Source organism: Crossiella sp. CA-258035, from assembly GCF_030064675.1.
In the GTDB taxonomy this organism is placed as follows: Bacteria; Actinomycetota; Actinomycetes; order Mycobacteriales; family Pseudonocardiaceae; genus Crossiella.
The window spans coordinates 2,028,705-2,053,681 of sequence record NZ_CP116413.1 but is presented as its reverse complement, the minus strand read 5'-3'; the positions used below and the strand labels follow the sequence as shown (position 1 = coordinate 2,053,681).

Here is a 24,977-nt window from a genome sequence, read left to right as displayed (position 1 = left end):
ACTCTGCCACTTTCTAGCTCTGACTGAAGTAGCCACCCTCCGCCAACCGCCGGCGATCTTCCGCCGTGACGTCGACGTTGGGTGGTGAGAGAAGGAACACCTTGTTGGTGACCTTGTCGATGTCGCCCCGCAGAGCGAAGGCCAGACCGGCCGCGAAGTCCACCAGACGGCGCGCGTCGGCGTCCGCCATGCCGGTCAGGTTGATGATCACCGGGGTGCCCTCGCGGTAGTGCTCGCCGATGGTCCGCGCCTCCAGGTAGCTGCGCGGGGCCAGGGTGGTGATCCGGCTGAGCGGGTGCGAGGGGTGCTCGATGACGGCACGGGTCCGCGGGGCGGGCTCGTGCTGGGTCTTCGGGTCGACGGCCAGCGCGCCGCGGGTGGGCGGCACACTGGAGACGCTCGGTGTCGACGTGGTGGCCGCCCAGGGCCTGCGCGTGCGCGCGGGCTCGGGTTCCGGCTCGTAGTCGTCGACGTCCTCGACCAGCTCAGGGCGGTAGGTGCCGAACCGGCGCCGGCGCGAGCCCCGCTCGGGGTAGGACTCGTAGTCGGCCTCGGCGTAGCGGCGGTCTCCGTAGTCCCGGTCGCCGTAGTCGTCCGCGTACTCCCGGCTGCGGCCGTGGTAGCGGTCGTCCTCTTCGGTGGCGTACCGGTCGACTTCGTCGGCAGGGACCATTCCGAAGTAGGCCTTCAGCTTCTGGAGCGCGCTCATCGCCAGCCCTTCCTACTTCTGGTCGACCTCACCCACCGTGGCCTCCGCTCCACGGGCTAAGGCGAGGTTAGCCGCCGTCCGCCGAGCAACGAGGTTCCGACACGCACACAGGTCGAGCCGTGGTCAATCGCCGCTTCCAAGTCCCCGCTCATGCCTGCGGACACCACGACGGCACCTGCATGCTCGTTCCTTAGACGCGCGGACACCTCAGCGAGTTCCCCGAAAGCGTCATGGGGATTACTACCTAGGGGTGCGACGGCCATCACACCTTTCAGGGTCAGTTCACCCGATCGCGTGATCTTTGCCACCAGTTCAGCGAGTTGATCTTGCGGAACCCCGCCGCGCTGTGGATCACCGTCCAGGCTCAGCTGCACGAGCACGTCCAGCGGGTCCTCCCGCTCCCCCTCGGCGCGGGCCTTGGCCACCGCCTTGGCGAGCGCGTCGGCCAGCCGGACGCTGTCCACCGTCTGGATGACTCCGGCCCAGCGGAGCACCGCGCGGGCCTTGTTGCGCTGGAGCCTGCCGATCAGGTGCCAGCGCGGGTGGATGCCCGCCGCGGCCAGCTCGGCGGCCTTGGCGCTGGCCTCCTGCTCCCGGGACTCGCCGAACTCGGTGCAGCCCAGCTCGGTCAGCAGGGCCACGTCGGAGGCCGGGAAGTTCTTGGTGATGGGCAGCAGCTGGACCTCGCCCGGGTCCCGCCCGGCCTTGGCGCAGGCGGTGGCGATCCGCTCCTGGATCTCGGTCAGCGCCGCGGCCAGCTCGGCCTTGCGCTCCTGTCGGCTCATTCCGCCTCCACCCAGACCACCGAGGCCAGCCGGCCGGTATGACCGTCCCGCCGGTGGCTGAACAGGGTCTTGTCCTCCACCGTGCAGCGCGGGTCCAGCCCGACCTTGGCCACCCCGGCGTCGGCGAGCTGCTGCCAGAGCCCGGCCCGCAGGTCCAGCCCCGGCGTGCCCTTGCGCGTCTTGCAGGCCGCGCCGGGCAGGTGCGCGGCCACGTCGTCCTGCATGGCCTGCGGCACCTCGTAGCACTCCCCGCACACGGAGGGCCCGAGCAACGCCTCCACCCGGTCGATCCGGGCGCCGGCCGCGTCCATCGCGCGCAGCGCCGCGGGCAGCACGCCCACCCTGGCGCCCACCCGGCCGGCGTGCACCGCGGCGACCACCCCGGCCTCGGCGTCGCCGAGCAGCACCGGCACGCAGTCCGCGGTCAGCGCCACCAGCGCCAGCCCGGGTTGCGCGGTGACCAGCGCGTCGGTCGCCTCGGCAGGCGTGTCGCTCGGCCCGTCCACGGTGGTGACCGTGCGCCCGTGCACCTGCTCCATCCAGACCAGCCGGTCCGCGGTCAGCCCGATCCCCTCGGCCAGCCGCTTCCGGTTCGCGCTCACCGCCTCCGGCGCGTCCCCGACGTGGTCGCCGAGGTTGAAGGACTCGTACGGCGCAAGCGAAGCCCCGCCCGCCCGCGTGGTGATAACCCGACGAATGCGCACGCCCGAACGTTAGCGCGCCCCACCCCACCCCCCACCCCCGTGTTGGCCGAACCGGTACCCCGTGTTGGCCGATCCCGCACCGAGTGTTGGCCGAAGTCGTACGGGGTGTTGGCCGTTCTCGTACAAGGTCTTGGCCGGATTGGCGCGGCCTCGGCCAACACCGGGTACGAGATCGGCCAACACGGGTGCCACAACGGCCAACACGGCGTACGAGATCGGCCAACACTCGGGAACGCGAACACGCCGTGTCGCTGGGCGGCACGGCGTGTTGGCGGGGTTTGGGTCAGCGGCGCATGAAGGGGGGGACGTCGACCTCGTCGTCGTCCGGCTCGTCGGTGATCGGGACCGAGCGGGACGGCAGGCTGCCGCCGAGGCCGGAGCTGACCGGGGGCAGGCCGGCGGAGGTGCGCGGCGGCAGCGGGTTCATCGGGTTGGCCTGCGGCGGCTGCGGGGCCGGGGGCTGCTGCACGACCGGCTGCGGCGCGGGCTGGGCCTGCGGCTGCTGGTAGGTCTGCGGCTGCGGAGCCGGCTGGTAGGTCTGCTGCTGGGGCTGGGGAGCCGCCTGCTGCGGTTCCTCGGCCTGCTGGGGGTTGCCGCCGACCTGGCCGGCCTGGGCCGGGGCGACCGGGGCCCGCGAGCTGACCGGGGCGGGCTCCAGCTTCTTGTGCGTCGGCGTGCCGCCGTCGAACCCAGCGGCTATCACGGTGACCCTGACCTCGTCGCCGAGCGAGTCGTCGATGACCGTACCGAAGATGATGTTGGCCTCGGGGTGCGCGGCCTCCTGGACCAGCGAGGCGGCCTCGTTGATCTCGAACAGGCCGAGGTCCGAGCCACCCGCGATCGAGAGCAGCACGCCGTGCGCGCCCTCCATCGAGGCTTCCAGCAGTGGCGAGTTGATCGCCTTGCCCGCGGCCTGCACCGCGCGGCCCTCGCCCCTGGCCGAGCCGATGCCCATCAGCGCGCTGCCCGCGCCGGACATGACGCTCTTGACGTCGGCGAAGTCCAGGTTGATCAGACCGGGGGTGGTGATCAGGTCGGTGATGCCCTGCACACCGGAGAGCAGCACCTCATCGGCCGAGCGGAAGGCGTCCATCAGGCTGACGCCGATGTCGCCCAGCTGCAGCAGCCGGTCGTTCGGGATGACGATCAAGGTGTCGCACTCGTTGCGCAGCGCCTGGATGCCGTCCTCGGCCTGCTTGGCCCGCCGCTTGCCCTCGAAGGAGAACGGGCGGGTGACCACGCCGATGGTCAGCGCGCCGAGCTTGCGGGCGATCGAGGCGACCACCGGCGCGCCGCCGGTGCCCGTGCCACCGCCCTCGCCTGCGGTCACGAAGACCATGTCGGCGCCCTTGATGACCTCTTCGATCTCTTCCCGGTGGTCCTCGGCGGCGCGCTGGCCGACCTCGGGGTTGGCGCCTGCGCCAAGACCGCGGGTCAGCTCACGGCCGATGTCGAGCTTCACGTCGGCGTCTGACATCAGCAAAGCCTGGGCGTCGGTGTTCACCGCGATGAACTCGACGCCCTTGAGCCCAACCTCGATCATGCGGTTCACCGCGTTCACGCCGCCGCCGCCGATTCCGACGACCTTGATCACCGCGAGGTAGTTGTGCGGGGGCGTCATCGGGTCCGCCTTCCTGATCGTGGCTGTGTGTTCCAGTGCTGTGGCTCGCGGGTCTGGACCGTCGCCACCCGGCGCCAGCCCCGTCTCGAAACCCTCAGCCTCAACTGTCGGTTGAGAGTTATGTCAACCCCTGACCATCGAACGGGACGTTATGCACCGTCGGTGTTCTCCGTCCAGCAGCCACGCCGAGTGAACCCGCACACGTAACCCACGATGGAAACTTGTAGGCACGCCCCCACTCCTTCGTCACTCTCCGGTCACACCGTCGAGCAGCTCGCGAATGAGGTCGAGATGACCGGCATGGCGTCCGGTCTCCTCGATCATGTGGGTCAGCACCCAGCGCACGCTTACGTTACCGAGTCGCGGATGAGCGAATGTCGCCGACAGGTCCTTTCGGGCCAGGACCTCCCGGCTGACCGCGCATTCCCGCTCGTACCCGGCCAGCACATCGGCCAGTGTCTGCTCGGCGGGCACCCGGAACTCGGCGTCCGGATCCTCGCCCGCCCACGGCGGTTCGCCGGGCTGGTCGTCCACCCGGTTGCTGAACCAGGCCCACTCCACCCAGCGCAGGTGGTTGACCAGTCCGATCACCGTCATCAGCGGTGAGCTGGGGATCAACGGTTTCCGGGCGTCCACTTCGGACAGTCCGGTGGCCTTCAGGACCACGGTGGCGCGCAGGAAGTCCAGGAAGCCGCACAGGGTGTCGCGCTCGTCGGCGACCAGTGGCGGTTCGGGACGGGTGTCGGTCATCAGACGACAGTAGGCAGGTCCGGGCTGGAGATGTTGAAGATTTTCCCAGGTCGTCCCAGCAACGGCTCCAGCACCTGCGCCTTGCGGCCGGAGTCGGCGGTGCTGCCCCAGCGCACCTCCCGGCCGCCGATGAGCTGCAACCGGACGTCGCCGGGCACCTCGGCGGAGACCTCCAGCACCTCCGGCTTGAGCTTGTCCGGCACCGCGGCCAGCACGTCCACCGCCGCCTTGGCCGCCGGGTCGTCCGGCGCGGCGCTGCGCACCTTGACCACCGGCAGGCCGTCCGGCGGCTTGGGCACGGTGGCGTAGGCCCGGCCGGTGCCGTCCACCAGCTGCGGGCCCTCGGCGCCGTTGAACACCCCGACCGGGGTGCGCTCGTCCACGGTGACCACCAGGCTGCTCGGGAAGGAGCGCTCCACGTTCACCGTGAACACCCTGGGCACGGTGCCGATCCTGGCGGCCACCTCGGCGGTGTCCACCTGGAGCAGCGGGGTGCCCTCCGGCACGTTGGCCGCGGTGCGGATCTCCTCGGCGCTGAGCGCCTTGAGGCCGTCGATCCGCACCTCCCTGACCGCGAACAGCCCGGTGTAGTAGAGCAGGTAGCCGAGGCCGACCAGCACGGTCACCACCGACATCAGCACCCAGGGCCGCAGCAGCCTGCGCAGCTTGGCCACCCGCCGCCGCCCGGCCGGACGGCGGCCCCGCACGGACGCCGGGCGCGGCCGGGCGGCCCTGCGGGGGTCGCTGTACCGCTTGCCGCGCTGCGGCGTCGCGCTCATCGTCCGGCGTCCTCGCCGCCGGCCAGCTCGCCGAGGATCTCCGGGCCGAGCATGGTGACATCGCCCGCGCCCATGGTGATCACCAGGTCACCGGCCTGGACCAGGCCGGCCACCAGCTTGGGCGCGTGGCTGATCGAGGACTCGTAGTGCACCCTGCCCTGCGGCAGTGGCACGCTCTCGGCCACCAGCTCGCCGGTCACGCCGGGCTCGGGCTCCTCGCGGGCGCCGTAGACGTCGAGCACCACCACCTCGTCGGCCAGCGCCAGCGCCTGGGCGAACTCGGCGCAGAAGGCCTTGGTGCGCGAGTACAGGTGCGGCTGGAAGACCACCACCAGCCTGCCCGTGCCACCGACCACCGGCCGGGCGGCACGCAGCTGGGCGTCCACCTCGGTGGGGTGGTGGGCGTAGTCGTCGTAGACCCGCACCCCGGCAGCCTGGCCCTTGAACTCGAACCGCCGCCGGACGCCACCGAAGGCGGCCAGGCCGTTGCGCAGGCCGTCCAGCGGCGCGCCCAGCTCCAGCCCGGCCAGCAGCGCGGCGACCGCGTTGCCCGCCATGTGCTCGCCGGGAACGGCCACCGTGACGGTGACCTGCTCGCCGTTGTGCTCGATGTCCACCTCGCCGCCGGTCGCGGTGGGCCGGTGCACCAGGATGCGGGCGTCCGCGCCCTCAGCGCGGCCGTAGCGCAGCACCCGCACGCCCTGGGCGGTGGCGCGCTCGGCCAGCGCGGCCGAGCCCGGGTCGTCGGCGTTGGCGATCAGCACGCCGCCGGGCTCGATCCGGGTGACGAACTCGTCGAAGACCGCCACGTAGGCCTCGACCGTGCCGTGGTGGTCCAGGTGGTCGGCCTCCACGTTGGTGACCACCGCGACCGAGGGGCTGAACACCAGGAACGAGCCGTCGGACTCGTCGGCCTCGGCCACGAACGCGCCGCCGCTGCCGTGGTGGGCGTTGGCGCCGGAGTCGTTGAGGTCGCCGCCGATGGCGAAGGAGGGGTCCAGCCGGCAGTGCTGCAGGGCCACGGTGAGCATCGAGGTGGTCGAGGTCTTGCCGTGCGTGCCCGCGATGCAGGCCACCCGGTGCCCGGCCATCAGCGCGCCCAGCGCCTCCGCCCGGCGCAGCACGGTGATGCCGCGTTCCCGGGCCGCGGCCAGCTCCGGGTTGCTCGGCCGGATCGCGGTGGAGACGACCACCGCGGTCGGGCCGCCGTCGAGCTGGTCCAGGTTCTCCGCCAGGTGCCCGGTGCTGATCTCCGCGCCCTGCGCGCGCAGGGCCAGCACGGTGGGCGAGTCCTTGGCGTCGGAGCCGGACACCCGCGCGCCGCGGGCCAGCAGGATCCGGGCGATGCCGCTCATCCCGGCGCCGCCGATGCCCACCAGGTGGGTCCGGGCCAGGCGCTCGTCCAGCGGGCCGACCTCCGGGGCGCTCACCGGCGCACCTGGTCCAGCACCATGCGGGCCAGCACCATGTCGGCCTCGCGGTGTCCGCCGGACTGGGCCGCCGCGCCCATCTTGGCCAGCCGCTCCGGGTCCCGCAGCATCGGGATGACCTGATCGGAGATCCGCTGCGCGGTCAGCTCGCTGTCCGGGATGAGCAGGCCGCCGCCGTTGTCCACCACCGGGTTGGCGTTGAGCGCCTGCTCGCCGTTGCCGATCGGCAGCGGCACGAACACCGCGGGCAGGCCGAGCGCGGAGACCTCGGCCACGGTCATCGCGCCGGAGCGGCAGAGCACCGCGTCCGCGGCGGCGTAGGCCAGGTCCATCCGCTCCAGGTAGGGCACCGGCACGTAGGCGGGCGCGTGCGGCACCTGCTGCACGGCCACGGTGTTCTTGGGCCCGTGCGCGTGCAGCACGCCGATGCCGGCGGCGGCGAACTGCCCGGCCGATGCGGAGACCGCGGTGTTGATCGAGCGCGCGCCCTGGGAGCCGCCGACCACCAGCAGGCAGGGGGCGGTGGGGTGCAGGCCGAAGAACCGGCGGGCCTCGTTGCGCAGCGCGGCCCGGTCCAGGGTGGTGATGGACTGGCGCAGCGGGATGCCGATGACCTTGGCGCCGGGCAGGCCGCTGCCGGGCACCGCGGCGGCCACCGCGGCGGCGAAGCGGGCGCCGACCTTGTTGGCCAGGCCGGTGCGCGCGTTGGCCTCGTGCACCACGATCGGCACCCGGCCGCGGGCGGCCAGGTAGGCCGGCAGCGCCACGTAGCCGCCGAAGCCGACCACCACGTCCGCGCCGTGCCGGTCGAAGATCTCGCGGGTGCGGCGGACCGCGTCCCTGACCTTCAGCGGCAGCCGGAGCAGCTCGGGGGTGGGCTTGCGCGGCATCGGCACCGGCGGGATCAACTCCAGCTGGTAGCCGCGGGCCGGCACGATCTTGGTCTCCAGGCCCCGCTCGGTGCCCAGTGCGATCACCCTGACATCGGGCCGGATCCGGCGCACCGCGTCGGCCAGGGCCAGCGCGGGCTCGATGTGCCCGGCGGTGCCGCCTCCGGCGACGACGACACAGGGTCCACTTCGGACGGTTTCACCAGACACTGCGGAAGTCCTCCAGCCCGGTATCCCAGGCATCGACATGGGGGGTGCGGATGGCCGCGAGGGTAACAAAATCCGCCTGTGACACTGCGTGCGCCCGGTGCGCTACGCAGTGCCATGGCCGGTGTCGATCAGCGGATGCGGCCTTCCCGGCTGTTCGGGTATCCCGCTCTGCGCCGCGGATCGGGGCTGCCGGTGTTGCGCCTGGTGCGCCGCCGGTCGTCCTGGGCCGTGGCGGCCTGGTGGGCGGCCGCGCGCACCGGGCGGCCGGCCTGGCGGGGCGGGGTGGACGGGCGGACCGGCTTGCGCTTGGCCGGTGGCCGGTAGGGCTCGGGGGCGGGCAGGCGGAGCAGCTTGCCGACCCGGCCGGGGCCGAGGGTGCGCAGCGCGGCCACGGCCTCTGGCTCGTGCCGGGTGTTGTTGGCCAGGATGCCGAAGACCAGCATGGTCACCGCGGCCGAGGTGCCGCCGGAGGAGATCATCGGCAGGGTCAGGCCGGTGACCGGGAGCAGGCCGACCACGTAGCCGATGTTGATCGCGGCCTGGGCCACCAGCCACACCGTGAGGGTGGCCGAGACCAGCCGGATCCAGGGGTCGGTGTTGCGCTGGGAGATGCGCAGGCCGACGTAGGCGAGCAGGCCGAAGAGCACCAGCACCAGCAGTGCGCCGATCAGGCCGAGCTCCTCGCCGATCACCGCGTAGATGAAGTCGTTGTGCACGTTGGGCAGGTAGCTCCACTTGGCCTTGCCCTGGCCGAGGCCGACCCCGAAGATGCCGCCGTCGCCGAGGGCGTAGAGCGCCTGCGTGGACTGGTAGGAGGCGGTCGGGTCCGCGGTGGGGTCGAAGAAGGAGGTCAGGCGTTCCAGCCGGTAGGCCGCGGACATGGCCAGCGCGATCGCGCCGGTGACCGCGCCGAGGGCGATCACGCCGAACAGCCGCAGCGGCGCGCCGGCGAACCACAGCAGGGACAGCACGATCACCGCGAGGGTGATGGTGGAGCCGAGGTCGGGTTGCAGCATGAGCAGGGCGAACATCATCAGCGCCGCGGGCACCAGTGGCACCAGCAGGTGCCGCCACTGGTGCAGCATGGCGCGTTTGGTGGCCAGCACGTGCGCGCCCCAGAGCACCAGCGCGACCTTGGCCGGTTCCACCGGCTGGAACGACAGCGGGCCGAGCTTGAACCAGCTGCGCGCCTTGTTCAGCTCGGCGCCGATGCCCGGCACCAGCACCAGGATGAGCAGCAGCAGGCTGACCACCATGGCCGGGATGCTCAGCCGGCGCAGGGTTCTGGCCGGCAGCCGCAGCGCGATCCAGAACAGCACCAGACCGACCACCACGTAGGCCAGCTGCTTGCCGAAGATCACGTAGCCGGAGTTGAACTTGTTCAGGCTGTCCGGGATCGAGGCCGACAGCACCATGACCAGGCCGAGGATGGTGAGCAGGCCGAAGATCGCCAGCACCAGGTGGAAGTCGGCCAGCGGCCTGCTCAGCCAGGCGGTCAGCGCCGAGCGCCAGGAGACCCGGGAGGTCCGGCGGGTCCGTCGGGGCATCCCGGCTTCACCCCGCCTCAGGAGCTTGGAGCACCTCTCGCACGGCCTGCGCGAAGGCGCGGCCCCGGTGGGTGTAGTCGGTGAACATGTCCATCGAGGCAGCCGCGGGCGCCAGTAGGACAACATCACCCGGTCGTGCCATTGCGCTCGCCGCTCTCACCACCGAGACCATGGCCTTATCGTCCCCCTCCGTCACCGTGTGCACGGGGACCTCGGGGGCGTGTCGCGCCAGCGCGGCGGCGATCACCTCCCGGTCCTGGCCGATCAGCACCACACCGGCCAGCCGGGGCGCGGCCTCGGCGACCAGCTGCTCCACCGAGGCGCCCTTGAGCAGGCCGCCGGCCACCCAGATCACCCGGTCGTGGGCGTGCAGGGAGGAGGCGGCCGCGTGCGGGTTGGTGGCCTTGGAGTCGTCGATGTAGCGGACACCGTTGACCTCGGCGACCGGGCTGGCCCGGTGCGCGATCGGCTGGAAGTTCGCCAGTCCGGTGCGCACCGCCTCGGCGGGGACGCCGTGCGCGCGGGCCAGCGCGGCGGCGATGAGCGCGTCCGCGATGCCGGGCGGTCCCGGCGGGCGGATCGCGGCGGCCTCGGTGAGCACGGCCTCGTCCACCCGGTCCACCAGGTTGCCGCCGGAGACGCCGAACTGGCCGGGTTCCGGCTCGCCCAGGGTGACGCCGATCTTGCGCGGAGCCGGGCACCCGGCCAGCAGCCCGGCCACGATCGGGTCGTCCAGGTTGCCGATGGCGACCTTGCCGGTGAGCACCGCGGCCTTGGCGCCCGCGTAGGCGTCCAGGGACCCGTGCCAGTCCAGGTGGTCCTCGGCGATGTTGAGCAGCGCGCCCGCGCTGGGCCGCACCGAGGGCGACCAGTGCAGCTGGAAGCTGGACAGCTCCACGGCGAGCACCCGGTGCCCAGCGCGGACCGCGTCCACCACCGGCAGCCCGACGTTGCCGCAGGCCACCACGTCCGCGCCGGCCGCGCGCAGGATGTGTTCCAGCATGCCGACGGTGGTGGTCTTGCCGTTGGTGCCGGTGACCACCAGCCATTCACGCGGGCCGTCCGGGGCCTCCTGGTCCAGCCGCCAGGCCAGCTCGACCTCGCCGATGACCTCGATGCCCACGGCGGCGGCCGCGGCCAGCAGCGGGGTGTCCGGCCGCCAGCCCGGGCTGGTGACCACCAGGTCGGTGCCCGGCGGCGGCTCGGTGAGCGCGAGCGCGGCAGGGTGCTCGGTGATCGCGGCCAGCCTGGCCTCGTTGCCGTCGGTGACGGTGACCTTGGCGCCGAGCTCGGCCAGGGCCTGGGCGGCGGACAGGCCGGACACCCCGGCCCCCGCGACGAGGACCGAGGCGCCGCTGAACTGGGACGGGCTCATCCGCCCGAGGCCAGCCACTCGCTGTAGAACAGGCCGAGGCCGATCATGCAGCAGATGCCGCCCATCAGCCAGAACCTGATGATCACCGTGGTTTCCGCCCAGCCGGCCAGCTCGAAGTGGTGGTGGAACGGCGCCATCCGGAACAGTCTTCGTTTGGTGGTGCGGAAGACCATGATCTGCAGGCTGACCGAGAGCACCTCGACCACGAACAGGCCGCCCACCACGAACATCAGCAGCTCGGTGCGGGTGGTGATGGCCAGACCGGCGACCAGGCCGCCGAGGGCCAGCGAGCCGGTGTCGCCCATGAAGATCTTGGCCGGGGCCGCGTTCCACCAGAGGAAGCCGACGCAGCCGGCCATCGCCGCGGCGGCCACGATCGCCAGGTCCAGCGGGTCGCGGACGTAGTAGCAGGCCGGGTTGAGGCGCTCGGAGCAGTCCAGCCGGAACTGCCAGAACGAGATGACCACGTAGGTGCCCAGCACCATCGCCGCGGTGCCCGCGGCCAGGCCGTCCAGGCCGTCGGTCAGGTTGACCGCGTTGGACCAGCCGGCCACCAGCAGGTTGCAGAAGATGATGAACCCGATGGCGCCGAAGGAGATGATCGAGATGTCCCGGACGAAGGACAGGTTCACCGAGGCAGGGGTGAGGTGGTAGTCGCTGGCGTCCGGGAACTGCAAGACGAGGTAGCCGAAGATGGTCGCGGTGAGCACCTGGCCGACGATCTTCGCGGTGCCGGACAGGCCCAGGTTGCGGGCCTTGCGGATCTTGATGAAGTCGTCCAGGAAGCCGACCAGGCCGAGGCCGGTGGTCAGGAACAGCACCAGGATGCCGGAGGCGGTCGGGCCGACCTGCTCGTTCGCTCCCCTGGTCAGGTAGACGAACAGGTGGCTGGTCCCGTAGCCGGCCCACATGGCCAGCAGGATCGCGATACCGCCCATGGTGGGGGTGCCGCGCTTGGTCTGGTGGTGCTGGGGACCCTCTTCCCTGATCTCCTGGCCGAAGCCCTGCCGGGAGAAGACCTTGATCAGGTAGGGGGTGAGCAGGATGGAGACCATCAGCGCGATCGCGGCCGCGACGAGAATGCCCTTCACGCGGTGTCACCGCCATCGAGCAGCGCGTCGGCGACCCGCCACAGCGCGGCCGCCTTGCTCGCCTTCACCAGCACGACGTCCCCTGGCCGCACCTGTTCGCGCAGCAGCGCGATGGCGGCGTCGACGTCCGGCACGAGTACGGACTCCTCTCCCCATGACCCTTCGAGGTACGCGCCCTGGTGCATCGCGGCTGCCTGCTCGCCGATCACGACGAGCCGGTTGACGTCCAACCGGACCGCGTACCGGCCGATCGCGTCGTGCGCGGCGATGCTGTCCTCGCCCAGTTCGGCCATCACGCCGAGCACGGCCCAGCTGCGGCGGCGCGGCTCCGTGCGGCTCATGGCGGCCAGGGTCTTGAGCGCGGCGCGCACCGACTCCGGGTTGGCGTTGTACGAATCGTTGACCACCGTGACGCCGTCGTCGCGGGTGGTGACCTCCATGCGGCGGGCGGAGACCCGTCGCGCCGCGGAGAGCCGGTCGGCGACCTCCGCGGGTGTCGCGCCCAGTTCCAGCGCGACCGCGGCGGCGGCCAGCGCGTTGGACACGTGGTGCACGCCGTGCAGGCCGAGCTTCACCTCCGCCTCCCCCTGCGGGGAGACCAGGCGGAAGGTGGCGCGGGCCTGCTCGTCGAGGTCGACGTCCTCGGCGCGCACGGTGGCCTTCGGGTCGGTCCCGAAGAAGACGATCTTGGCTTTGCTGCGCTCGGCCATCGCGGCGACCAGCGGGTCGTCGGCGTTGAGCACGGCGACCCCGCCCTCCGCGGCCGAGGGCAGCGACTCGGGCAGCTCGCCCTTGGTCTGGGCGACCGCCTCCTGGGAGCCGAACTCGCCCAGGTGCGCGGAGCCCACGTTGGTCACCACGCCGATCCGCGGCGGCGCGGTCCGGCACAGCTGGCCGATGTGGCCGACGCCGCGGGCGGAGAGCTCCAGCACCAGGAAGCGGGTGGCCGCGTCGGCGCGCAGCGCGGTCCACGGGTGGCCGAGCTCGTTGTTGAACGAGCCGGGTGGCGCGACCGTGGGGCCCATCGGCTCCAGGACCTGGGCGATGAGGTCCTTGGTCGAGGTCTTGCCGGAGGAGCCGGTGACCCCGACCACGGCCAGGCCCGCGCGGGCCAGGGTGTCCACGGAGAGCCGGGCGAGCTTGCTGAGCGCGGCAAGTACCGCGGCGCCGGAGCCGTCGGTGTCGCCGGTGAGCACGTAGGAGCTGTGGTTGGCCTCGGCCACCGGCGGCACGATCACCGCGGGCGCGTCCACCTCCCTGGCGGCCAGCACCCCGGCCGCGCCCGCCTGGACGGCGGCGGCGGCGAAGTCGTGGCCGTCCACCTGCTGACCGGGCAGCGCCAGGAACAGGCCGCCCTGGGTCAGCTGGCGGGAGTCGAACTCCACGCTGCCGGTGATCTTCGGGCTGCCGTCGGTGTTGTGCAGGCGCCCGCCGACCGCCTCGGCGATCTCGGCGAGACTGAGCGGAATCATGAACCCTCCGTGGGGTGGACGCCGGAAGCGGCGCCCGGGTTGTCAGTCAGCCGCGCGTCAATGGCCTCGGCCAGTACCTGGCGGTCGTCGAACGGATGCACGACCCCGTTGATCTCCTGCCCCGTCTCGTGGCCCTTGCCCGCGACCACCACCACGTCGCCGGGTCCCGCGCGGCGGACCGCCTCGCGGATGGCCGCGCCGCGGTCGCCGACCTCGACGACCTCGCCGCGCTCGCTCTCCGGCACGGCGCGCGCGCCGGCCAGCATGGCGGCCCTGATCTCGGCAGGATCCTCGGTGCGCGGGTTGTCGTCGGTGACGATGGTCAGCTCGGCGCGGCGGGCCGCGGCCTCGCCCATCAGCGGGCGCTTGGCGCTGTCCCGGTCGCCGCCGCAGCCCAGCACCAGGATGATCCGGCTGTCCTTGGCCTGTTCGCGCACCGAGTCCAGCACCGCGGCCACCGCGCCGGGCTTGTGCGAGTAGTCGACCACGGCGGTGAAGTCCTGGCCGCGCACCACCCGTTCCATCCGGCCGGGCACGTCCACACTGGATAGGCCCTCGATGATGGCCGCGTCCGGCACCCCGGCCGCGTGCAGGCAGGCCGCGGCCAGCAGCGCGTTGGCCACGTTGAAGTCGCCGGGCAGCCGGATGGCCAGCTTCAGCTCGATGCCGTCCGGGCCGACCGCGCGGAAGCGCTGGATGCCGGTGGTCTCGGTGCTGATCTCCAGTGCCCGCCAGGTCGCCTCGCCGCCGAGGGAGACGGTGACGGTGTCCTCGGTGACCAGCCTGCGGCCCCACTCGTTGTCCACCACCACGACCGCCTTGTCCGCGCGGCCGTCGAACAGCTTGGCCTTGGCGGCGAAGTAGTCCTCCATGTCGGCGTGGAAGTCCAGGTGGTCCTGGGACAGGTTGGTGAAGGCGCCGACCGCGAAGTGGGTGCCGGCGACCCGGCCGAGGGACAGCGCGTGGCTGGAGACCTCCATCGCCACGTCGCTGACCCCGCGCTCCAGCATCAGCGCGAACAGCGCTTGCAGGTCAGGGGCTTCCGGGGTGGTGAACGCGCTGTCCAGGCGCTGCCCGGCGATCACGGTGGCGACCGTGCCGATCAGCCCGGTGGTGCGGCCGGCGGCGCGCAGCCCGGCCTCGATCAGCGTGCTGACGGTGGTCTTCCCCGAGGTGCCGGTGATGCCGATGATGGACAGCCGGTCGGAGGGGTTGCCGTAGATCCGCGCGGCCAGCGCGCCCAGCACTGCCCGCGGATCGGGGTGCACCAGCACGGGCAGGCCGGACTCGCGCACCTCGGGCAGTTCCGCGCCCGCGGCGTCGGTGAGCACCGCGACCGCGCCGCCCCGCACCGCCTGGGCGGTGAACGCGGCCCCGTGCGCGCGGGCGCCGGGCAGACCGGCGAAAAGATCTCCTGGCTGGGCCTGCTGGGCGCGCAGGGTGGCGCCGGTGACCCGGACCGCTGCGTGCTCGCGTCCGTTGTCACCAGCGAGAACGGCGCCGACCATGCCGGCTAGCTCGTCCAGTCGGACCGGCTCGGTCAGCGAGGGACGAGGCGGGGCTGTAGCGACCACTGATGGCACGCGCGAGAGGCTACCGGCGTGCGCTGAGTGGCCTAGCACGGCCCGACTGTGCTACTGGGCGTGATCCACCGCCGCCATACGTGAGATGGGTTCACATTTACCGGGACCCTCGCTACCTTCAAGCCAACGCTTGCCGTGTCCCAGGTCACAGCCACCACTGGCCGGAAGGGCTGAACCCCATGCGCCTGCACCGCATCAGACCTGCCCTGACCCTCGCCCTGGCCGCCCTGCTCGGCGCCGGGGTGCTGACCCAGCTGGACCCGGCGTCGGCCGAGCCCGCGGACACCTACCTGGTGGGCCGGGGCATCGCCGATGTGACGGGTGAACCGGCCGAGCGCGGCATGATGGGCTACGCCAAGCTGGACCAGCAGACCGCCGGGATCCACCAGCGGCAGCGGTCCAGGGCGTTCGTGGTGGCCGACTCCGGTGGGGCGCAACGGGTCGCGCTGGTCACGGTGGACGTGGGGCAGATCTTCGCCAGTGTCCGGCAGGCGGTGCTCAAGCGGCTCGGGCAGGAGCTGGGCGGGCAGTACACCGACGCGAACCTGTCGCTGTCGGCCACGCACACCCACTCCGGGCCGGGCGGGTACTCGCACTACTCGCTCTACAACATCACGACTTTCGGCTACCACGACGACACGTTCAAGGCGATCGTGGACGGCATCGTGCAGTCGGTGAAGCTGGCGCACCAGGACCTGGCGCCGGGCACGGTGCGGCTGGGCAAGGGCGAGCTGCGGGATGCCAGCGTGAACCGGTCGCGGCGGGCCTTCGACCGGAACCCGGCCGCGGACAAGGCGTACTTCCCGGAGGGCATCGACCCGCAGACCACGTTGCTGCGCTTCGAGCGCGGCGGCAAGCCGGTGGGCGCGCTGAACTTCTTCGCCACCCACGGCACCAGCCTGCGCGGCGACCACAAGCTGATCTCCGGTGACAACAAGGGTTACGCGTCCTACCACTGGGAGCGCGATGTCAGCGGGGTGGACTACCTCAGCGGCTCGCCCGGTTTCATCGCGGCCTTCGCGCAGACCAGCGCCGGTGACATGAGCCCGAACCTGGCGCTGAAGCCGGGCACCGGTCCCACCGGCGACCACATCGCGAACACGAAGATCATCGGCGAGCGCCAGTTCGCCGCGGCCAAGCGGCTGCTGGACGGCGGCGGCACCGCGGTCACCGGCAGCATCGGCTCCCGGATGTCCTTCGTGGACTTCAGCAACGTCGCGGTGCGCCCGGAGTTCACCGGCGACGGCGCGGCGCACCAGACCTGCGGCGCGGCCATGGGCGCGGCCTTCGCCGCGGGCAGCACCGAGGACGGGCCGGGTCCGGACATCTTCAAGGAGGGGGTCGGCAACAACCCGCTGATCGAGCTGGTCACCAAGGCCCGCTACCAGGCATCGCCGGAGCTGCGGGCCTGCCAGGCGCCCAAGGACATCCTGCTGGACACCGGCGCGCTGGGCCTGACCCCGAAGATCCTGCCGGTGCAGGTGCTCAAGATCGGCCAGTTCTACCTGGCCACCCTGTCCAAGGAGACCACCATCGTGGCCGGCCTGCGGCTGCGCAGGACGGTGGCCGCGGCGACCGGGGCCCCGCTGGAGAACGTGCTGGTCTCGGGCTACACCAACGACTACTCGGGTTACCTGACCACGCCGGAGGAGTACGACCAGCAGGACTACGAGGGCGGCCACACCATGTTCGGCCGCTGGGCGCTGCCTGCCTACCAGCAGGAGTTCGCCAGGGTCGCGGCCGACCTGAAGGCCGGACGCGGCACCAGCCCCGGCCCCGCGGTGCCGGACCTGTCCGGCTCGAAGTGGACCGTGCAGCCCGGCGTGGTCCTGGACGCCCCGCCCATCGGCCACAACTTCGGCGACACGGTCACTCCCCCGTCGGCCGCCTACACCAAGGGCCAGCAGGTGAAGGTCGAGTTCGCCGGCGCACACCCGAACAACAACCTGCACCGCGGCGGCAGCTACCTGGAGGTCCAGCGCCAGGAGGGCAGCGGTTGGAAGCGGGTCGCCGACGACGGCGACTGGTCCACCAAGTTCCACTGGGCCCGCTGGGGCGTGGCCGCCTCCCGCGTCACGGTCACCTGGGACATCCCAGCCAACACCCAGCCCGGGAAGTACCGAATCGTGTACTCCGGCGACGCGAAAGCCTTGTCCACCAAGATCACCGCGTTCACAGGCACGTCGCCGGAGTTCACGGTGAACTAGACCGGCAACACCCGCCCCAGGAACTCCTCCGTCAACCGCCAGGCCCTGGCCGCCGCCTCCGGGTGGTGGAAAGCCGGGGCCATGCGGTTGTGGAAGGCGTGCCCAGCGTCCTCCTGGACGTGCAGCTCAACATGCGGCTTGCCCTCGGCCGCGGCTTCCACCTTGGCGATGTCCGCGCGGGCGATGTAGGGGTCGTCGCCGCCGAAGTGCATCAGCGTGGGCACGCTGATCTTGTCGAGCAGGGCCGCATTGTCCGGCACAACGGAGCCGTAGAAGGAGACCACGGCATCCGGGTTTCCCTGCGCGCCAAGGAAGAAGGTCATCGACCCCCCGAAGCAGAAGCCCAGCGCGCCGACGGGCTGACCGGCGACCTCGGGCAGTCCGCGCAGGACGTCGAGGGAAGCCTGGCAGTCGACGACGCCACGGGGGAAGTCGTACTGGCCGACGAGCGCCATGGAGGCTTGCAGACCGGCGTCGTCGTGACCGGCGGCCCAGTTGCGGTGCTGCCGCCAGAAGAGGTCGGGAGCGGCGACCACGTAACCGAGGGCGGCCAGATCCTCGGCCACCGCCTTGACGTAGGGGCCGACGCCGAAGATCTCCTGGACGAGCAGGATGCCGGGGCGCGGAGCGGGGGCTTCGGGAAGCCAGACGGTGAGGTCGAAGGTGCCGTCGGAGACGGTGACGGTCTCCATGCGCGTCGTCATTTGCGCCATGTTAGGAGCACCGATGCGCCGGGGTTCGGGCGCAGCCCGGGGGTGAAAACCCACAAAGCGGGCCTCTCGTCTTCTCCGTACGGCCTGGAGACTGCTGACCGCGCCTCCCCGCCCGGCCCCTGCAACCTGTCGCCGCCCTAGCCGCCCAATGTGACGGGGGCCGGGTGGGGAGGTGTGGTTTGCTGTCGGAAGGTCGTGCGGAGAAGACGAGAGGGTCGCGAGCACGCTGGAATCGGCCCCGGCAGCCCAGACCCCGCCCCGCAACCTGCTCATCTCCGGCTTTTGATCTGTCACACCCCTCCGGTGGTCTGCCCGTCCGGCGAGGACATTCTTTTCGCTTTTGATCTTAGGTTTTCAGGCGAAGATCAAAGTCAAGAGCGTCCTCGCCGGACGGGCAGGAATCAAAGCATGGGGGGGGAAAATCAAAGGCCAAGACGCAGGCGGGTCTTGAGGTTCCCCATGCCCGTCAACCCTCCGAAATCAAACCACATCCCAGCCCACGGCCGCCCTCGCGTTGCGTGGCCTTGGCGGCGGTTGCTGTGTGCGTCCGTGGGCTGGGATGCGGTGTGATGTCTCCAGGTTGACGGGCATGGGGAACCTCAAGACTTCGGTGGATGTTTGAAAAGCTACCCCGTCGCGAGCCCGTCGCTGGGTTGTTCGCTAGCGCTTTGCTTTTCGCGTGCGGCTGACTAGGAAAACCACTGCGGCCGCGCCAACTCCGGCCAGCAGGATCGCGCCCCAGGATGTGCCGCCGGTGCCGCCCTCTTCTGTGGGTTGGCCCGCTGCCTGGTTCCCGGTGCCGTTCGGGGCCTTCGTCTCCGACTTCTGGGCTGGGGCTGGGGCGTTGCCGCTGGCGAACTTCACCGCGCCGGGGACCGCTCGGATGGGGTCCATTTCCTCGGAGCCGGAGAGCAGGGTGCCGTCTGGTTCGAATGCGATGGCTTCGCCCTGGGACTCGTTCGGCAACGGGATTCGCACCGGGTCGCGTTTCAGTGCCTCGGCCAGGTCGCCGTCCGGGGCTGGGAACAGGAGGGCGTCGGTGTAGGTGCGCAAGGCGGCCATGGTGCCGTCTTGGTTCACCGCGCCGCCGGTTACCAGGACTGAGCCGATGCCGCCTACCGGGCCGCCGGGGGTGCTGGTGGTGGGGATGCGGATGGTGCCGACCTTTTCCAGCGCGGTGGGGCCGGGAGCGGTCAGTGCCTTTCCGGGGCGGTAGATGCCCGCCGCCGCGAAGGGCTCTTTGGTGACGATGTACGGGGTGCCTTTGCGGTCCAGCAGCAGGGCCTCGGCGTCGTGGGGGCCGTCGGGGTAGGTCAGGCGGTAGAGGGTGGCCTTGCCGTTGGGGGACAGGGCGTGCAGGGCGATGTTGTCGCGTTTTTTGGCGTTGTCGCCGGTGTCGGCCAGCCACAGGGTGCCGTCGGCGGCTCTGGCCAGGTCTTCGACGTCGAAGGGGTCGGTGGCGTTGGTGATGGTGCGCTCGACCTTGCAGTCCGGGGTGAGGACCAGGACCTGGAGGCGTGAACCGCCGTCGGCCATGGCGTACCAGCGTTTGCCGTCGCTGGCCAGGCCGCTGAGCTCCTTCAGGCGTTTGTCGGTGTAGCGGCACTTCTCGACCGGGGCCGGGGGGTCGGCCTCGGCCAGTGCGGGGGCCGCTGACGTGCACAACAGCGCCACTGTGGTTGCCAGCAGCGCTGTTGTGCGGGTCAGCAGCCTTCTCACGCGCGGTGGTCCGCGAACTCGCCCAGTTGTCCGGCCAGTTCCGGCTTGACCCTGGCGCGCAGCTCGGTGCCGTCCTCGGTGTGCTTCTCGGTCAGCACCTCGCCCTCGGTGTGCACCCGGGAGACCAGCTCGCCCCTGCTGTACGGGATGAGCAGCTCCACCAATACCTCCGGCCGCGGGATGCGGTCGGCGAGCAGGGCGCGCAGGGAGTCGATGCCCGCTCCGGTGTGCGCGGAGACGAACACCGCGTCCGGGAACAGGTGGCGCAGCCGGGTCGCGGTCAGCTCGTCGGCCTGGTCCAGCTTGTTCACCACCAGGATCTCCGGCGGCATCGGCGTTTCCCGGTTGGCGATGATCTCGGTGAAGACCTCGCGCACCGCGGAGACCTGGCGTTCCGGCAGCGGGTCCGAACCGTCCACCACGTGCAGGATGAGGTCCGCGTCGGCGACCTCCTCCAGGGTGGAGCGGAAGGACTCGACCAGCTGGTGCGGCAGGTGCCGCACGAAGCCGACCGTGTCGGTCAGGGTGAAGCCGCGGCCGTCCGGGGTCACCGCGCGCCGGGTGGTCGGGTCCAGAGTCGCGAACAGCGCGTCCTCGACCAGCACACCGGCGTTGGTGAGCGCGTTGAGCAGGCTGGACTTGCCCGCGTTGGTGTACCCGGCGATGGCCACGTTCGGCACCAGGTTGGCCACCCGCATGCCGCGTTTGGTCTCCCTGACCGTGCCCATCGCACGGATCTCCTTGCGCAGCTTGGCCATCCGCTTGGTGATCCGCCTGCGGTCGGTCTCCAGCTTGGTCTCACCGGGACCACGCAGACCCACACCGGCGTTGCCACCGGCGCGGCCGCCGGCCTGCCTGGACAGCGACTCACCCCAGCCGCGCAGCCTGGGCAGCAGGTACTGCAACTGGGCCAGCTCGACCTGCACCTTGCCGGCCCGCGAGCTGGCGTGCTGGGCGAAGATGTCCAGGATCAGCGCGGTCCGGTCGACCACCTTGACCTTGAGCTTCTCCTCCAGCTGACGCAGCTGGCCGGGCGAGAGCTCACCGTCGCAGATGACCGTGTCGGCGCCGGTCGCGATGACCGACTCGCGCAGCTCCAGGACCTTGCCCGAGCCGATGTAGGTGGCCGGGTCCGGTTTCTGGCGGCGCTGGATGAGTCCTTCCAGGACCTCCGCGCCCGCGGTCTCGGCCAGCCGGGCCAGCTCCGCGAGCGAGGCTTCCGCCTCCTCGGCGTCGCCCTCGGTCCACACGCCGACCAGCACTACCCGCTCGAGCCGGAGCTGCCGGTACTCGACCTCGCTGATGTCCGCGAGTTCGGTGGACAGCCCGGCGACCCTGCGGAGCGCGGCACGGTCGGCCAGTTCCATCTCGCCGGTCGAGAGGATGTCCGTCTCGTCGGCCTGTGTCATGAATTCCGTCATACGCCACCCAGTATCCCACGTTCCGCCAGCGATTTCCGGGGCGAAGCGGGGGTTTCGGGTCACCCACCACCGGATGGGTGACCCGAACGGGTGAGTCAGGGGGCCAGCACGATCCGGCCGCGGTACCCACCGGCCGCCAGCTTCGTGTAGGCCTCGGTGACCTGCTCGAACGGCAGCACCTCGGACACCCGCACGCTCAGCTCGCCCTTGGCCACCAGCTCGGACAGCTCGGCCAGCCGGGCCCCGTCCGCGGTGGCCAGCACCGCGAACACCCGCACGTCCCGGTCGCTGTCCGGCTTGCTGCCGTCCACGCTGATGAAACCGCCGCCCCCGCGCACCGCGGCGAGCGCCGCCTCCCCCACGTTCGCCGCGTCGATCACGCCGTCCACCTGCCCGAACGTGGTCAGCGACGCGCCGCGCGGGATGAACTCGGCCGCGCCGAAGCCACGCACCAGCTCCTCGTCAGCGGCACCGGCGGTGGCGATCACCCGCAGCCCGCGCGCCGTGCCCAGCTCCACCGCGTACCCGCCGACCCCGCCCGCCGCGCCGGTGACCAGCAGCGTGCTGCCCTCTGCCAGCTCCAGCAGGTCGATGGACTGGTCCGCGGTCAGCGAGTTCAGCGGCAGGCTGGCCGCCTCCGCGGCGGTCCTGCCAGCCGGGAACGGGGCGAGGGCGGTCGCGGGCAGCACCGCGTACTCGGCCTGCACGTCCGGCACCCGGTCCACCTGGTCGGACAGGCCGATCACCCGGTCGCCGGCCGCGTAGCCGGTGACGCCCTCGCCGACCGCGTCCACCACCCCGGCCACGTCCCAGCCCACGCCGTAGGCCTCGGCCTCGGGCAACTGGCCCCTCTTGACGAAGAACCCGTTCGCGCTGAGCAGGTCCACCGGGTTGAGGGCGGCCGCCTCCACCTTGATCCGCACCTGGCCCGCGCCGGGCTCGGGCACAGCCACCTCCGCGACCTCCAGCACCTCGGGGCCGCCGAACTTCTTGATCAGAATCGCTCGCATGACGCAAAACGTAGAGTGAGCTACTCTCCATCGGGAAGTACGTACCTGGAAGTGCGTATCTAACCCAGAGGAGAGCGATGGCCACGTTGACCGCGGCCCAGCGCAGAGAAGCCGAACGCGAGGCCTACGACGCCTACCTGGCGGCCTGCCCGACCCGGAACCTGCTGGACCGGATCAGCGACAAGTGGGTCACCCTGCTGCTGTGCGCGCTGGAGGACGGGCCGCGCCGGTACAACGAGCTCTCCCGCAAACTGGCCGGGATCAGCCAGAAGATGCTCACCCAGACCCTGCGCACGCTGGAGCGCGACGGCCTGGTCACCCGGGAGGTGACCCCGTCGGTGCCGGTGCGGGTGGACTACGCGCTGACCCCGCTGGGCGTGAGCCTGCACGCCACCGTGCAGCAGCTCAAGCTGTGGGCCGAGGCCAACATGGACGAGGTGTACCTGGCCCGCGCGGGTTACGACGCGCGGACCGAGTCCCACCAGGACTGAGCCAGCACACCCCTGGCGACCTCGACCGCCGGGCCGGTGAGCGTGGCCCGCTGGGCCTCCACCGCGACCCTGACCTGGCCGCCGGGGATGTCCACGGTGACCTCGCCGGTGCCGCGCCCGGTCAGGTGCAGCGCGGCGGCCGCGGTGGCCACCGTGCCGGTGCCGCAGGAGCGGGTCTCCCCCACGCCGCGCTCGTAGACCCGCATGCGCAGCGCGCCGGGGCCCAGGGTGCGCACGAACTCCACGTTGACCCCGCGCGGGAACACCGCCGGGTCGTGGCCGGGCGCGGTGCTCAGGTCGAGCTCGTCCAGCCCGCCGTCCAGCGGGCAGACCAGGTGCGGGTTGCCCACGTCGACCGCGACCCCCGGGTACTCCCGGCCGCCCAGGGTGGCGGTGGAGCGGCCGAACACGGTGACCGGGCCCATGTCCACGGTGACCGTGCCGTCGGCGTGCGTGCGCACCGGCCGGATCCCGGCCCTGGTGCCCACCGCGAACTCGCCAGCCCCGGCCAGGCCCTGGTCGACCAGGTAACGGGCGAAGACGCGGACGCCGTTGCCGCACATCTCGGCGATGGAGCCGTCGGCGTTGCGGTAGTCCATGAACCACTCGGCGGAGTCCACCCCGGCCGGGGCGTCGGCGAGCTTGGCGGTGCGCACCACGCGCAGCACCCCGTCCGCGCCCAGCCCGCGCTGCCGGTCGCACAGCGCGCGCACCAGCGCCTCGGTCAGCTCCAGCTCCCCGTCCTCGTCGGGCAGGACCACGAAGTCGTTCTCAGTGCCGTGCCACTTGGCGAACTCCACACCAGCCACCCGTTCAGACTACGTCCAGCACGGCCTGGTCAAGGCCGGGGTCCGCCGGGTCGAACCAGTGCGTGCGCTTGTCCCTGCGGAACCAGGAACGCTGCCGCCGGACGAACCGCCGGGTGGCCCGGGTGGTCAGCTCGGCCGCGGTCGCCAGGTCGTGCTCGCCGTCGAAGGCGGCCAGCACCTGCTGGTAGCCCAGCGCCCTGGACGCGGTGAGCCCGTCCCGCAGCCCGGCCGCCTCCAGCGCGCGCACCTCCTCGACCAGCCCGCCCGCGAACATCCCGGCCGTGCGCTGCTCGATCCGGGCGTCCAGCGCGGGCAGCTCGGGGGCCAGGCCGATGATCACCGTGTCGTAGCGGGGTGGCCCTGGCGTGGGCAGGGTCGCGGAGAACGGCTGCCCGGTGAGCCGGATGACCTCCAGCGCGCGCACCACCCGGCGCCCGTTGCTGGGCAGGATGGCCGCGGCGGCCACCGGGTCCTGCTCGGCCAGCCGGTCGTGCAACACCGCCGAGCCGACCTCGGCCAGCTCGGCCTCCAGCTCGGCGCGCAGCTCGGGATCGGTGCCGGGGAACTCCAGGTCGTCCAGCACGGACTGCACGTACAGCCCGGACCCGCCGACCAGGATCGGCACCCGGCCCGCCGCCAGCAACTGCTCCACACAGGCCCTGGCCGCGCGCTGGTAGGCGGCCACCGCGGCGGTCTCGGTGACCTCCAGGACGTCGAGCAGGTGGTGCGGCACGCCCTCCCGCTCGGCCTCGGTGAGCTTGGCGGTGCCGATGTCCATGCCCCGGTAGAGCTGGGAGGCGTCCGCGTTGACCACCTCGCCGCCCAGCCGCTTGGCCAGCCGCACGCCCAGCCCGGACTTGCCGGAGGCGGTGGGACCGACGATCGCGATGGGGCGCGGGGGAGGCACCCGAACAGCCTAGAACTCCGCGCGCTCCCGCCAGGTGGCCACGTGGTACCCCACGCCGTAGGGGCAGTCCGAGTACAGCAGCTCGGCGTCCCAGCGCTGGCCCGCCGTGGCGGCCCCCGCGACCTGGTATGCGGCCCGGCCGTGCGCCCACAGCTCGGCCGCCAGCTCCGGGTCCAGCCCGGTCAGCGGGGCCGGCTCGCCCGCGGCCAGGGCCTGCGAGATCGTCGCGTCGAAGGCCGGGGCGCGCTCGTCGGGCGGGACCGGGGAGCGCGGGGTGAGCCGGGCCGAGGAGTCGGCGAGCACGAACAGGCCGATCGGGATGCAGTTGGTGGCCAGCTTTCGCCCGAACTCGTGACACTCAGCCGGGGACAGGCCGGGCGGGAGCAGGTGCACGGCCGCCGAACGTGCGCCGGCGTGCGCCCGCAGCCAGCCCGCGACCAGCGCCGGGACCGGCAGCATCGGGTCGGCCGGCCCGCTGCCCTCGCCGAGGTCGACCTCGACGTCGGCCCCGAACCCGGCGAAGGTGCCCCTGGCGTCCGGGCCGATGGTGGCGGGTCCGGCCTGGTCAACCGCGATCACCCACCAGTGGTCGACCTCTTCGGTGAGGGTGCGGGCGGCGCGCAGGCAGGCCTGGCGCAACGCTTCGGTCTCGGCGGCGGCGCCGGTCACCAGTTCGGGTACCAACAGGGGTGGATGGGGCGCGAAGGCGACTCGGGCGATCACGAGCATCAAGGCTAGTGGGGCTCGCCGAGGG

At 71.9% G+C, this 24,977-nt stretch carries 22 protein-coding genes; 2 read left to right on the top strand and 20 right to left on the bottom strand.

Annotated elements, in window-relative coordinates; all coding sequences use genetic code 11:
- Positions 1-13: 13 nt before the first annotated feature.
- The 13 genes from N8J89_RS09995 to N8J89_RS09935 form a co-directional block, all read right to left on the bottom strand.
- Positions 14-709, bottom strand: a complete 696-nt coding sequence (locus N8J89_RS09995; RefSeq protein ID WP_283664048.1) for a cell division protein SepF — start codon at positions 707-709, stop codon at positions 14-16.
- Positions 710-765: 56 nt separating this feature from the next.
- Positions 766-1,494, bottom strand: a complete 729-nt coding sequence (locus tag N8J89_RS09990; protein WP_283664047.1) for a YggS family pyridoxal phosphate-dependent enzyme — start codon at positions 1,492-1,494, stop codon at positions 766-768.
- On the bottom strand, positions 1,491-2,198 hold the full coding sequence (pgeF, locus tag N8J89_RS09985) for a peptidoglycan editing factor PgeF (protein ID WP_283664046.1): 708 nt from the start codon (positions 2,196-2,198) through the stop codon (positions 1,491-1,493). Before pgeF ends, N8J89_RS09990 begins: the two co-directional genes overlap by 4 nt.
- 283 nt (positions 2,199-2,481) lie before the next feature.
- On the bottom strand, positions 2,482-3,819 hold the full coding sequence (gene ftsZ, locus N8J89_RS09980) for a cell division protein FtsZ (RefSeq protein ID WP_283664045.1): 1,338 nt from the start codon (positions 3,817-3,819) through the stop codon (positions 2,482-2,484).
- Positions 3,820-4,065: 246 nt separating this feature from the next.
- Complete coding sequence (locus N8J89_RS09975; RefSeq protein ID WP_283664044.1) at positions 4,066-4,569, bottom strand: DinB family protein; 504 nt, start codon at positions 4,567-4,569, stop codon at positions 4,066-4,068.
- The gene (locus N8J89_RS09970) at positions 4,569-5,348 is read right to left on the bottom strand and encodes a cell division protein FtsQ/DivIB (RefSeq protein WP_283664043.1); all 780 of its coding nucleotides are present in this window, start codon (positions 5,346-5,348) and stop codon (positions 4,569-4,571) included. Before N8J89_RS09970 ends, N8J89_RS09975 begins: the two co-directional genes overlap by 1 nt.
- Positions 5,345-6,703 (bottom strand): UDP-N-acetylmuramate--L-alanine ligase, encoded by a 1,359-nt coding sequence (murC, locus tag N8J89_RS09965; RefSeq protein WP_502868481.1) that lies wholly within the window; start codon positions 6,701-6,703, stop codon positions 5,345-5,347. The genes N8J89_RS09970 and murC overlap by 4 nt, the downstream gene beginning before the upstream one ends.
- Before the next feature lie 71 nt (positions 6,704-6,774).
- Positions 6,775-7,878, bottom strand: coding sequence for an undecaprenyldiphospho-muramoylpentapeptide beta-N-acetylglucosaminyltransferase (murG, locus tag N8J89_RS09960; RefSeq protein ID WP_283664041.1), 1,104 nt, complete (start codon positions 7,876-7,878; stop codon positions 6,775-6,777).
- 128 nt (positions 7,879-8,006) lie between these two features.
- On the bottom strand, positions 8,007-9,425 hold the full coding sequence (ftsW, locus tag N8J89_RS09955; RefSeq protein ID WP_283664040.1) for a putative lipid II flippase FtsW: 1,419 nt from the start codon (positions 9,423-9,425) through the stop codon (positions 8,007-8,009).
- A 7-nt stretch (positions 9,426-9,432) separates the two neighbouring features.
- Positions 9,433-10,800: a UDP-N-acetylmuramoyl-L-alanine--D-glutamate ligase gene (gene murD / locus N8J89_RS09950; protein WP_283664039.1), complete on the bottom strand. Its 1,368-nt coding sequence runs from the start codon at positions 10,798-10,800 to the stop codon at positions 9,433-9,435.
- Entirely contained in the window at positions 10,797-11,891 is a 1,095-nt protein-coding gene (gene mraY, locus N8J89_RS09945) for a phospho-N-acetylmuramoyl-pentapeptide-transferase (RefSeq protein ID WP_283664038.1), read from the bottom strand. Before mraY ends, murD begins: the two co-directional genes overlap by 4 nt.
- A complete protein-coding gene (locus tag N8J89_RS09940) occupies positions 11,888-13,363 on the bottom strand; it encodes a UDP-N-acetylmuramoyl-tripeptide--D-alanyl-D-alanine ligase (RefSeq protein ID WP_283664037.1) in 1,476 nt (491 codons plus the stop codon). Before N8J89_RS09940 ends, mraY begins: the two co-directional genes overlap by 4 nt.
- On the bottom strand, positions 13,360-14,871 hold the full coding sequence (locus tag N8J89_RS09935; RefSeq protein WP_283666136.1) for a UDP-N-acetylmuramoyl-L-alanyl-D-glutamate--2,6-diaminopimelate ligase: 1,512 nt from the start codon (positions 14,869-14,871) through the stop codon (positions 13,360-13,362). Before N8J89_RS09935 ends, N8J89_RS09940 begins: the two co-directional genes overlap by 4 nt.
- A gap of 254 nt (positions 14,872-15,125) precedes the next feature.
- On the opposite strand from N8J89_RS09935, the gene N8J89_RS09930 reads away from it, so the two are divergent.
- Positions 15,126-17,153: a neutral/alkaline ceramidase gene (locus tag N8J89_RS09930; protein ID WP_283664036.1), complete on the top strand. Its 2,028-nt coding sequence runs from the start codon at positions 15,126-15,128 to the stop codon at positions 17,151-17,153.
- Here N8J89_RS09930 and N8J89_RS09925 read toward each other — a convergent pair.
- From N8J89_RS09925 to N8J89_RS09910, 4 genes are all read right to left on the bottom strand, one after another.
- Complete coding sequence (locus N8J89_RS09925) at positions 17,150-17,857, bottom strand: dienelactone hydrolase family protein (protein WP_283664035.1); 708 nt, start codon at positions 17,855-17,857, stop codon at positions 17,150-17,152. The two genes, N8J89_RS09930 and N8J89_RS09925, sit on opposite strands and share 4 nt — an antisense overlap.
- Before the next feature lie 669 nt (positions 17,858-18,526).
- A complete protein-coding gene (locus N8J89_RS09920; protein ID WP_349497460.1) occupies positions 18,527-19,585 on the bottom strand; it encodes a hypothetical protein in 1,059 nt (352 codons plus the stop codon).
- Positions 19,582-20,994 carry a GTPase HflX gene (gene hflX / locus N8J89_RS09915; protein ID WP_283664034.1) on the bottom strand — a complete coding sequence of 471 codons (1,413 nt, stop codon included), beginning with the start codon at positions 20,992-20,994 and terminating at the stop codon, positions 19,582-19,584. The genes N8J89_RS09920 and hflX overlap by 4 nt, the downstream gene beginning before the upstream one ends.
- Positions 20,995-21,101: 107 nt before the next feature.
- Entirely contained in the window at positions 21,102-22,016 is a 915-nt protein-coding gene (locus N8J89_RS09910) for an NADP-dependent oxidoreductase (RefSeq protein WP_283664033.1), read from the bottom strand.
- Positions 22,017-22,093: 77 nt separating this feature from the next.
- Here N8J89_RS09910 and N8J89_RS09905 point away from each other — a divergent pair, with 77 nt between their 5' ends.
- Positions 22,094-22,507 (top strand): winged helix-turn-helix transcriptional regulator, encoded by a 414-nt coding sequence (locus N8J89_RS09905; RefSeq protein WP_283664032.1) that lies wholly within the window; start codon positions 22,094-22,096, stop codon positions 22,505-22,507.
- On the opposite strand, the gene dapF is transcribed toward N8J89_RS09905, so the two are convergent.
- From dapF to N8J89_RS09890, 3 genes are read right to left on the bottom strand one after another with little or no spacing between them, the layout of a single operon-like run.
- Entirely contained in the window at positions 22,474-23,316 is an 843-nt protein-coding gene (gene dapF / locus N8J89_RS09900; RefSeq protein WP_283664031.1) for a diaminopimelate epimerase, read from the bottom strand. The genes N8J89_RS09905 and dapF overlap by 34 nt on opposite strands.
- Before the next feature lie 4 nt (positions 23,317-23,320).
- Positions 23,321-24,223 (bottom strand): tRNA (adenosine(37)-N6)-dimethylallyltransferase MiaA, encoded by a 903-nt coding sequence (gene miaA, locus N8J89_RS09895; protein WP_283664030.1) that lies wholly within the window; start codon positions 24,221-24,223, stop codon positions 23,321-23,323.
- Between the two features lie 9 nt (positions 24,224-24,232).
- Positions 24,233-24,946, bottom strand: coding sequence for a class III extradiol dioxygenase subunit B-like domain-containing protein (locus N8J89_RS09890; RefSeq protein ID WP_283664029.1), 714 nt, complete (start codon positions 24,944-24,946; stop codon positions 24,233-24,235).
- Positions 24,947-24,977 lie beyond the last annotated feature (31 nt).

Coding starts and splice junctions, on each gene's coding strand:
- N8J89_RS09995 (WP_283664048.1), bottom strand. CDS start 709: ATGAGCGCGCTCCAGAAGCTGAAGGCCTACTTCGGAATGGTCCCTGCC.
- N8J89_RS09990 (WP_283664047.1), bottom strand. CDS start 1,494: ATGAGCCGACAGGAGCGCAAGGCCGAGCTGGCCGCGGCGCTGACCGAG.
- ftsZ (WP_283664045.1), bottom strand. CDS start 3,819: ATGACGCCCCCGCACAACTACCTCGCGGTGATCAAGGTCGTCGGAATC.
- N8J89_RS09975 (WP_283664044.1), bottom strand. CDS start 4,569: ATGACCGACACCCGTCCCGAACCGCCACTGGTCGCCGACGAGCGCGAC.
- N8J89_RS09970 (WP_283664043.1), bottom strand. CDS start 5,348: ATGAGCGCGACGCCGCAGCGCGGCAAGCGGTACAGCGACCCCCGCAGG.
- murC (WP_502868481.1), bottom strand. CDS start 6,703: ATGAGCGGCATCGCCCGGATCCTGCTGGCCCGCGGCGCGCGGGTGTCC.
- ftsW (WP_283664040.1), bottom strand. CDS start 9,425: ATGCCCCGACGGACCCGCCGGACCTCCCGGGTCTCCTGGCGCTCGGCG.
- murD (WP_283664039.1), bottom strand. CDS start 10,800: ATGAGCCCGTCCCAGTTCAGCGGCGCCTCGGTCCTCGTCGCGGGGGCC.
- N8J89_RS09940 (WP_283664037.1), bottom strand. CDS start 13,363: ATGATTCCGCTCAGTCTCGCCGAGATCGCCGAGGCGGTCGGCGGGCGC.
- N8J89_RS09935 (WP_283666136.1), bottom strand. CDS start 14,871: ATGGTCGGCGCCGTTCTCGCTGGTGACAACGGACGCGAGCACGCAGCG.
- N8J89_RS09930 (WP_283664036.1), top strand. CDS start 15,126: ATGCGCCTGCACCGCATCAGACCTGCCCTGACCCTCGCCCTGGCCGCC.
- N8J89_RS09925 (WP_283664035.1), bottom strand. CDS start 17,857: ATGACGACGCGCATGGAGACCGTCACCGTCTCCGACGGCACCTTCGAC.
- hflX (WP_283664034.1), bottom strand. CDS start 20,994: ATGACACAGGCCGACGAGACGGACATCCTCTCGACCGGCGAGATGGAA.
- N8J89_RS09910 (WP_283664033.1), bottom strand. CDS start 22,016: ATGCGAGCGATTCTGATCAAGAAGTTCGGCGGCCCCGAGGTGCTGGAG.
- N8J89_RS09905 (WP_283664032.1), top strand. CDS start 22,094: ATGGCCACGTTGACCGCGGCCCAGCGCAGAGAAGCCGAACGCGAGGCC.